At 72.2% G+C, this 7,736-nt stretch carries 8 protein-coding genes and 1 pseudogene; 4 read left to right on the top strand and 5 right to left on the bottom strand.

The window, feature by feature from the left end:
• Positions 1 to 146: 146 nt before the first annotated feature.
• Positions 147 to 917 carry an isoprenyl transferase gene (locus HUW36_RS20940; RefSeq protein WP_174529719.1) on the top strand — a complete coding sequence of 257 codons (771 nt, stop codon included), beginning with the start codon at positions 147 to 149 and terminating at the stop codon, positions 915 to 917.
• Between the two features lie 118 nt (positions 918 to 1,035).
• Here HUW36_RS20940 and otsB read toward each other — a convergent pair whose 3' ends face one another.
• From otsB to HUW36_RS20925, 3 genes are all read right to left on the bottom strand, one after another.
• Entirely contained in the window at positions 1,036 to 1,860 is an 825-nt protein-coding gene (otsB, locus tag HUW36_RS20935) for a trehalose-phosphatase (protein ID WP_174529718.1), read from the bottom strand.
• Between the two features lie 70 nt (positions 1,861 to 1,930).
• The gene (locus tag HUW36_RS20930; protein WP_174529717.1) at positions 1,931 to 2,284 is read right to left on the bottom strand and encodes a hypothetical protein; all 354 of its coding nucleotides are present in this window, start codon (positions 2,282 to 2,284) and stop codon (positions 1,931 to 1,933) included.
• A gap of 163 nt (positions 2,285 to 2,447) precedes the next feature.
• Positions 2,448 to 2,888 (bottom strand): XRE family transcriptional regulator, encoded by a 441-nt coding sequence (locus HUW36_RS20925; protein ID WP_174529716.1) that lies wholly within the window; start codon positions 2,886 to 2,888, stop codon positions 2,448 to 2,450.
• Between the two features lie 264 nt (positions 2,889 to 3,152).
• On the opposite strand from HUW36_RS20925, the gene HUW36_RS20920 reads away from it, so the two are divergent.
• Both HUW36_RS20920 and HUW36_RS20915 read left to right on the top strand, forming a co-directional pair.
• The gene (locus HUW36_RS20920) at positions 3,153 to 3,494 is read left to right on the top strand and encodes a hypothetical protein (protein ID WP_091582110.1); all 342 of its coding nucleotides are present in this window, start codon (positions 3,153 to 3,155) and stop codon (positions 3,492 to 3,494) included.
• Positions 3,495 to 3,534: 40 nt separating this feature from the next.
• Positions 3,535 to 3,963 (top strand): hypothetical protein, encoded by a 429-nt coding sequence (locus HUW36_RS20915; protein ID WP_174529715.1) that lies wholly within the window; start codon positions 3,535 to 3,537, stop codon positions 3,961 to 3,963.
• 326 nt (positions 3,964 to 4,289) lie between these two features.
• On the opposite strand, the pseudogene HUW36_RS20910 reads toward HUW36_RS20915, so the two are convergent.
• Positions 4,290 to 4,865: pseudogene (locus HUW36_RS20910) on the bottom strand (MFS transporter); the annotation flags it as partial.
• A gap of 153 nt (positions 4,866 to 5,018) precedes the next feature.
• On the opposite strand from HUW36_RS20910, the gene HUW36_RS20905 reads away from it, so the two are divergent.
• Positions 5,019 to 5,801, top strand: a complete 783-nt coding sequence (locus tag HUW36_RS20905; RefSeq protein WP_174529714.1) for an IclR family transcriptional regulator — start codon at positions 5,019 to 5,021, stop codon at positions 5,799 to 5,801.
• 71 nt (positions 5,802 to 5,872) lie between these two features.
• Here HUW36_RS20905 and HUW36_RS20900 read toward each other — a convergent pair.
• Positions 5,873 to 7,736: PhoX family protein (locus HUW36_RS20900; RefSeq protein WP_246248249.1), on the bottom strand; the 1,864-nt coding region annotated here is incomplete at its 5' end.

Genomic DNA, 7,736 nt, shown 5'->3' with positions numbered 1-7,736 from the left:
TCTGAACACTCTTTCCCTACACGACGCTCTTCCGATCTCGATCGCGGCCGGGGTGCCGCGCCCGCGGAGGGCCGGGAGCGGCCGGCCGTCCCGCGATGCGCCACCGCGGCACTGATCTTTCCCCGGGGTCGCTACCCTGCAAGGTGATGACTCTGCGGAAACTTCTCTACTCCGTGTACGAGCGCCGGCTCACGGCGAAGCTCGCGGGTAAGCCCGTGCCCGCACACGTCGGCGTGATGTGCGACGGCAACCGCAGATGGGCCCGGGAGATGGGCTTCGTCGACCCGAACGACGGCCACCGGATGGGCGCCGAGCGGATCAAGGAGCTGCTCCGCTGGTGCGACGCGGCGGGCGTCGGGCACGTCACGCTCTGGCTGCTCTCCACCGACAACCTCTCCCGGCCGGCCGCCGAGCTGGACCCGCTGCTCCAGATCATCGAGGACCTCACCACCGAGCTGGCCGAGGAGGGCAACCCCTGGCGGCTGCGGATGGTGGGCGCGCTCGACGTGCTGCCCGCGCCGCACGCGGCGGCGCTCAAGGCCGCCGAGGAGCGCACCCGGGACCGCGACGGCGGGGCCCAGGTCAACATCGCCGTCGGGTACGGCGGGCGACGCGAGATCGCCGACGCGGTCCGCTCCCTGCTGCTGGAGCACGCGGCGAACGGCGGCACGATCGAGGAGCTGGCCTCGTCGCTCGACGTCGACCACATCTCCGAGCACCTCTACACCAAGGGGCTGCCGGACCCGGATCTGATCATCCGGACCAGCGGCGAGCAGCGACTCTCCGGTTTCATGCTCTGGCAGAGCGCGCACTCGGAGTTCTACTTCTGCGAGCTGAACTGGCCCGACTTCCGCAAGGTCGACTTCCTCCGCGCCCTGCGCTCCTACGCCACCCGCCAACGCCGCTACGGCGTCTGACGCGCGCCCCTCTCCGCCTCCCCGCCTCCCTCGGCGATCTTGCACATTCGGCCCCTCGCGGGTGGCTCTCACCCTTTTTGCCGGGGCGGCAAGTGCAAGATCGACGAGCGGGGTCGGCTCAGGTGAGGTGCGGGAGAGCGGCCGTGAGGAAGTCGCCGAGGGCGGCGGGGGAGTCGAGAGTGAGGTCGGCGGCGTCGGCGACCTCGTGACCGGTCTCCGGGTTGGCGACCGCCACGCACACGCCGAGGAAGGTCGGATCGGTGGCGGCGCGGGCGCGCAGCGCGGCGAACGCCTTGATGTCGGAGACGTCGTCGCCGAAGTACCAGGCGCCACCTGCGTCCCGCACGGCCTCGCCGATGACCATGCCCTTGTCCCGGTCGACCGGGGGCTTCAGCTCCAGCACCATCCGACCGGCCTGGCAGCGCAGGCCGAGCCGCTCGGCCTGGCTCCGTCCCCACTCCTGCACGACGTCGCCGAGCTGCGGGGCGGTGCGCCAGTGCAGCGCGACGGAGAGCCGCTTGAACTCGACGAGCGCGCCGGGCGGCAGCTCGGCCCGGGCCTGCTCGGCCAGCTCGGCCATGGTCGGCACCCACGGCAGCGCGGCCGGCTCGGTGACCGTCTCGCCGCCGGAGTGGCTGTGCTCCAGGCCGTAGAGCCCGTAGAGGTCCACGCCGGCGAGGCCGCCCAGGTGGTCGCGGAGGAACTCGACGGGTCGCGCGGACACGATGGCGATCCGGCGTACGCGCGGGGCCAGCGCCTCCAGTGCGGTGAGCACCTTGGGCGCGGGGCGGACCGCGGTGGGATCGTCGTCGACGGGCGCGAGCGTGCCGTCGAAGTCGAAGAAGAGCACGACCTCCCCCACGCGGGCGGCTGTCGCACGCCAGGCGTGCTCCGCGTCCAACGGGGTCTTCGGCTGCTGGTTGCCCAGATTCAACGGCGGCACGCGCGACAGCGTACCCCGCGCCGGGCGGCGTATTCGTAGCCGAGATGTGACGTCGGGACGACGTGGTGGGTCAGCGTTCGGCGGCTCCCCGTCCCCGGCGCCCGAACGGCACCACGGCCGCCTCCTGGCCGTGGCTGAGCAGGTAGCCCTCCACGAAGCCGGTGTTCCGGTCGCCGGTGTGCGCCTCGATCTCGTTGAGCCGCGCCACCAGGAACTCGGTGAGCGCGCTGACCCGGTCGTTGAGCCGATCGTGCAGCTCGGCGACGACGGCGAGGATCACCGCGGTGCCGGCCGTGGTGAGCGCGAGGAGATTGGCGACCAGGGGAAGCTGCCCGCCGTCCAGAACGCCGACCACCACGTTGCCGGTCACGCACGATGTCACCGACACCACCGCGACCACGACTGCCAACCATTTCAGGGTCATGGACAGACCCCTCCTTCTGTCCCGCAGGGCTGGGTTCGGCTGTGTCCCGTCCCCCCGCCGACGACGAGCCCCTAGCAGTACAAACGTGGACGCTAGCGGGTCCGATCCGTCCCCGCGGCGAAACGATCGGGTCTGACCTTCCGTTCTTTCGCCATCTGAGGAACTAGCCGGCCTGTTTACCTCTATTTCGGACACCGGCCGGCAGGGTCGGGCGATATGCGAGGTAACGAATGGTTTCTCGAATGTGGAACTTCTCCGCGTCGGAGACGTTCGGGTCGACCAGCCGGCGCAGCAGCGCCTCGACGTCGGGGTCCATCGGGGGCGGGGTCGGCTCGGCGCGGGGGCCGGCGGCCCGGTCCCAACCGAGCGCGACGAACGCGGCCGCGGGGTCGAGCCCGAGGCCCTCGCAGAAGGCGACCACCCGTTCCGCCTCGGGGTCGCTGGCCCAGTCGCCGCGCACCCAGCGGTTGATGGTCTGGCGGGAGACGCCGGTGCGCCGGGAGACCTCGGTGCCGCTCCAGGCCCGCATCGCGCGGGCGTCGTCCAGCGCGCGGCGGACGAAGGTGGCGAAGGCGATCTTCCGTGCGTTGGCCGTCTCGGTCACCCCGTGACGGTACGGCCAGTCGGCCTCGTCGGGCCGTCTCGGCGCGCTGCTGTCACGCCGACGTGACGTTGGCGCGGGTTTTCCGGTAAACGATTCGGAGCTGCTCCTGAGGGGTGTCACCCGGGCAGAATAGATGGACACGAGTACGGCGGTAAACGGACGAAAAGCTGATACTGTCACGCTCATGAGACAACTTACGGTGTGTCACGTGCTTGAGACGACGAGTGCTCACATGCGTCACTCCGCGGGTGCCGAGGGGGTCTCGTGACCGAGCTCGCGACCCGCGCCCAGGCGTTCGGCCTGATCGCGGACGGGGTCTCCGCCGGGCTGAGCGCGCCTTGGCGCGTCTACCTCGCCCGGGGCTGTCGCTACCTCTCGCTCAGCGTCGGTGACCGGGAGGAGTGGGACGCCTGGCGTACCCACCTCGGCTGCCCGGAGCTGAGTGTGCGCGTCTACGACTCCGGCGGCGAGATCCGCCGGGCGTCCGTCGCCGAGGTCATCCTCGACGGTTGCCGGATCAGCGTCGAACTGGTCGAGGAGGTCAGCACCGCCGACCTGGAGCGGCTGCTGGTGGTCGACCCGCTGCCCGGGGCGGACGAGCGATGAGCCGGGGCGGCACGCCGTCCCGGACGGCGGAGGTGACCCGGTGAGCCCTTTTCTCGCCGTGGTCCTCGTCCTCGTGCTCGGCTCCACCTGTTACGCCGCCGGTCGTCTGCACGGCCAGCTCAGCTACCGGATCGGCTACCGGTTCGGCTACCGGCAGGGCTACTTCGACGGCGACCGGGGCGCCTGGAACCGCCGGCGCCGCGACGCGCAGGCCGCCATCGCCTCGGCGCTCGCCGGCCCGGCGCCGACCGTGGTGACGTCGGTCGGACGCGCGGCCACCCCGTTCGCCGGTACCGCGGTACCCAGCGCGGTCACCGGGCGCACCGGCTCAGCCCAGGCCGTACGCGTCACCGCGACCGCCCAGCTCGGCGGCGCGGCGGCCCGGCCGGGCACCACGTACACCGGGTCCTCGTTCAGCGCCGCCGGCGCCGGGCCGAGAGGCGGGACCCTGGTGCGTCGGCAGGGCTGAGGCGACGGAACTCCGGCCGGGGTGCGCGCAGGGGGCATGCATCCCGGCCGGTTCCGGGCACGTTCACCTTCCGGACGGGCATGATCCACGTCCGCCTCTAGCCGCGGGGCCCCGGTGCGATTAGCGTCTAGGCATGGCACGGGGTTCTCCCGGGCCAGCCGGACAGCCCGGACCTGCGACGACCTCGCGCACGGGGCCCGCATCCGACCCCGTGCCCGCCGGGCACCGGAAGAGGCGGAACTCGGGTGGCCGGGTGCCCATCCGCGGAGCAGGCCTGTGACCACTCGCCGTACCCCCGCCGGTGCCGACCAGACCCCGGCCGTGACCCGCCGGACCACCCGCGCCCGCCGGAGCGCCGCCCCGGCGGCCGCCACGAAGGCCCAGCGCCAACCGGCGGTCAGTGCGACGGTGGGCACCGCCACGCCCGCCAGCAGGGTGGAGACCGGGATGGCGGCCTGCTTCACGCCGAAGGAGAGGCCCTGCCGGCGGGTCGGCACGCGGGCGGCCAGCGCGGCGTTGCTGGCGAGCTGGCCGAGGGCGTTGGCGGTGGCGCCGACCGCGAGCAGCGCCACGAGGAGCGGGTACGACCGGGCCAGCGCCGCGACGGCCAGCATCGAGCCGGCGGAGAGCAGGACGCCGGCCCGGGCGACCGGGGCCGGCCCGTACCGCTCGACAAGCGCGCCGGAGGGCACCGAGGCCAGCGCGCTGACGCCGAAGTAGACCGAGACCGCCAGGCCCAGCCCGGCGGGGCTGAAACCCAGCTCGTCGCCGAGTTGCACGGCCAGGCCGCCGACCAGGAAGACCGGCAGGACGCAGGCGATGGTGGTGACGGTGGCGCCGGCGCCGGCCCGGACCGCTCCGCCGGCCGACGCCGAACCGGCTCGCGAAATTGTTTCGGTCATCGGCGCTCAACCTACGCCGGGCACGTTTTCGCTGCTGATCGTGTCTGTCGGTGCACGGTGGGTGTCCGGTGATCTGGCATCCTCCATCCGAACAGGCATTTCGCACTCGGCCTGTTTTTCATATGGTGTAAGTCCCCGGCGGCGGAGGTGGTTGTGCGCGACCCCCTGGCGGAACCTTCGGACCTGATCCGCAGCGTCTCCCGCGCGCTTCGAGTGCTCGAGTCGGTCGGCCGTGCGCCGAGAGGGCTCACCGTGAAGCAGATCGCCCGCCGCTGCGAGTTGACCGTCGCCACCACCTACCACCTGGTGCGCACGCTGGCCTACGAGGGCTACGTGATCCGGCGCGAGGACGGGACGTACATCGTCGGGCTGGAGGTGGCCGATCGCTACCGCGAGCTGGTCACCGCGTTCCGCGGGCCGCCCGCGGTGGGTGAGGCGCTGCGGCGCGCCGCCGTGGACACCGGTTGGAGCCACTACCTGGGCCGCTTCGTGGGCGGGCAGGTCGCGGTGACCGCGTCCGCCGAGGGACCGCGCTCGCCGTTCCTGGAGGACCTGGTGCCGGGCTTCGACGAAGGCGCGCACGCCACCGCGCTCGGCAAGAGCCTGCTCGCCACGCTCACCGCCGAGCAGCGCTTCCGCTACCTGCGCGAGTACGGCATGCGGCCGTTCACCACCGCGACCCTGACCACGGTCGAGGCGTTCGAGGCCGACCTGGCCGCCGGCGACCGGCGTGGCATGCAACTGGAGCTGGGACAGTTCCGGCAGGGCGTGGCGTGCGCCGCGGTGCTGGTCACCCCGGACAAGGACATCGAGCGGCGGGTGGTGCTGGCCTGCGCGCTGCCGGCCGGCGAGATGATGACCTCCGCCCGGGTGGTCCGGGCGAAGCTGCTCACCGCCGCGCGGTCCATCGCCGACGGGATCGCCACCGAGAACTAGGAGGGCCACCACCCTGGCGGGATGGCGGCCCTCCAGCGGGCGGTCCAGCGCCGGACCGCCCCGGGGATGGCTCAGCTGCCGACCGGGCCTCCGTCGAGGCGCCAGGTGACCACCACACCGGGCTTGGCGAAGTCGCCGTCCGGCCAGGTGGAGGCCGGGTTCTCCACCGAGGCGCCGGAGATCTCGCCCGGGTGCTGCACGGCCACGAAGACCGACCGGTTGTCCTTCGTGATGAACGGGCCGCAGGTCTCCGCGCCGAGCGGCACCGTGAGGAACTGCTTCAGGTGCCCCCGCTCCGGACCCTCGACGGCGGTGGCGAAGAGCCCGTCGTTGCTGCCCAGCGCGTTGCCGTCGGTCGAGATCCAGAGGTTGCCGGTGGCGTCGAAGGCGACGTTGTCCGGGCAGGAGATCGGGGAGACCTTGGTCTTGTCGTAGCCGGCGAAGTAGGTCGAGGCGTCGGCCGGGTCGCCGCAGACGATCGGCAGCGACCACGCGAAGGTCTCGGCGGTGTTGTCGCCCCGGTCCTCGACCAGTTCCAGGATCTGCCCGTGCCTGTTCGCGTTGCGCGGGTTCGCCTCGTCGGCCGGCGCCTTGCCGGCCTTGCCCCGGTCGGTGTTGTTGGTCAGCGCGACGTAGACCTTGCCGGTCAGCAGGCTCGGCTCGACGTCCTCGGGACGGTCCATCTTGGTCGCCCCGACCTTGTCGCCGGCCAGCCGGGTGAAGGTGAGCACGTCGGCGGCGGTCATGCCGTCGACGTACGAGCGGTTGCCACTGACCAGCTTGATCCAGCGGCCCCGGCCGCCGAAGCCGCCGTCCGCGGGGAGCGTGCCGCTGCCGTCGATCTCGCCCGGGCTGTCGCCGGTCAGCGCCGCGACGTAGAGCGTGCCCGACTCCAGCAGCGTCAGGTTGTGCTTGCGGGCCACCCAGGAGTTGCCCGGCATGAACTTCTTGTCCGAGACGAACTTGTAGAGGTAGTCGAAGCGCTCGTCGTCGCCCATGTACGCGACCACGTGTCCGCTGCGGGCCACGATGACGTTGGCGCCCTCGTGCTTCACCCGGCCCAACGCGGTGTGCTTGCGCGGCCGGGCCTGCGGGTCGAACGGGTCGATCTCGACCACCCAGCCGAACCGGTGTGCCTCGTTCGGGTGCCTCGCGAGGTCGAACCGCTCGTCGGCCCGGTCCCACTTGCGGCTGCCGCTCGGGTAGCGCACGTCGGTGGGGATGCCGTAGCGGGCCAGCTTCGGCTTCAGCTCCTCCGGCGCGCCGTCGCCGCCGACGAAGTACTGGTTGAAGTTCTCCTCGCCGGAGAGCACGGTGCCCCACGGGGTGACGCCGCCGGCGCAGTTGTTCAGCGTGCCGACGACCGTACGGCCCTTGGGGTCGGCGGCGGTCCGCAGCCAGGCCGATCCGGCGGCCGGGCCGGTCAGCTCGAACTTCGTGGCCAGGGCGGTGACCCGGCGGTTGTACTCCCGCCGGCCGCGTCGTACCGGCCGCCACTGCCCGGAGTTCTCCACCCGCTCCAGCTCCACCACGGACATGCCGTGGGCGGCCATCGCGACCCGCAGCTGCTCCACGGTGAGCGCGTCCTGGCCGGTGAAGCCGGGGAACATCAGGTCCTCGTTGGTGTACTCGTGGTTGACCACGAGCAGCGCGCGCTTGCGGTCGATCGGCAGTACACCGACGAAGTCGTTGTTGTAGCCGAACTGCTTGGCCTGCGCGGCGGCGCTCTGGTGGTGCACGTCGAACGCGGGCGCGCCGGGCACCACCTCGTCGCCCCACTTGATGACCACGGCGTGGTCGTACCCGTTCGGCACGACAAGCGTGTCCAGCTTGTTCGGCGGGATGGGCTTGAAGGTCAGCGCGCCGCTGCCCGGGCGGGCGACCGCGGCGACGGCCTCGTCCGTGCCCGGGGCGGTCGGGGTGGCGGGCGCGGCG

It is taken from the genome of Micromonospora maritima, assembly GCF_902825405.1.
GTDB lineage: Bacteria > Actinomycetota > Actinomycetes > Mycobacteriales > Micromonosporaceae > Micromonospora > Micromonospora maritima.
Note: the sequence above shows the minus strand (reverse complement) of the source record. Positions and strands in the feature narration are given on the sequence as shown.

Bases quoted from the DNA above. Each gene is read 5' to 3' on its own strand.
- HUW36_RS20930 (WP_174529717.1), bottom strand. From the start codon at position 2,284: ATGACCCTGAAATGGTTGGCAGTCGTGGTCGCGGTGGTGTCGGTGACA.
- HUW36_RS20940 (WP_174529719.1), top strand. From the start codon at position 147: ATGACTCTGCGGAAACTTCTCTACTCCGTGTACGAGCGCCGGCTCACG.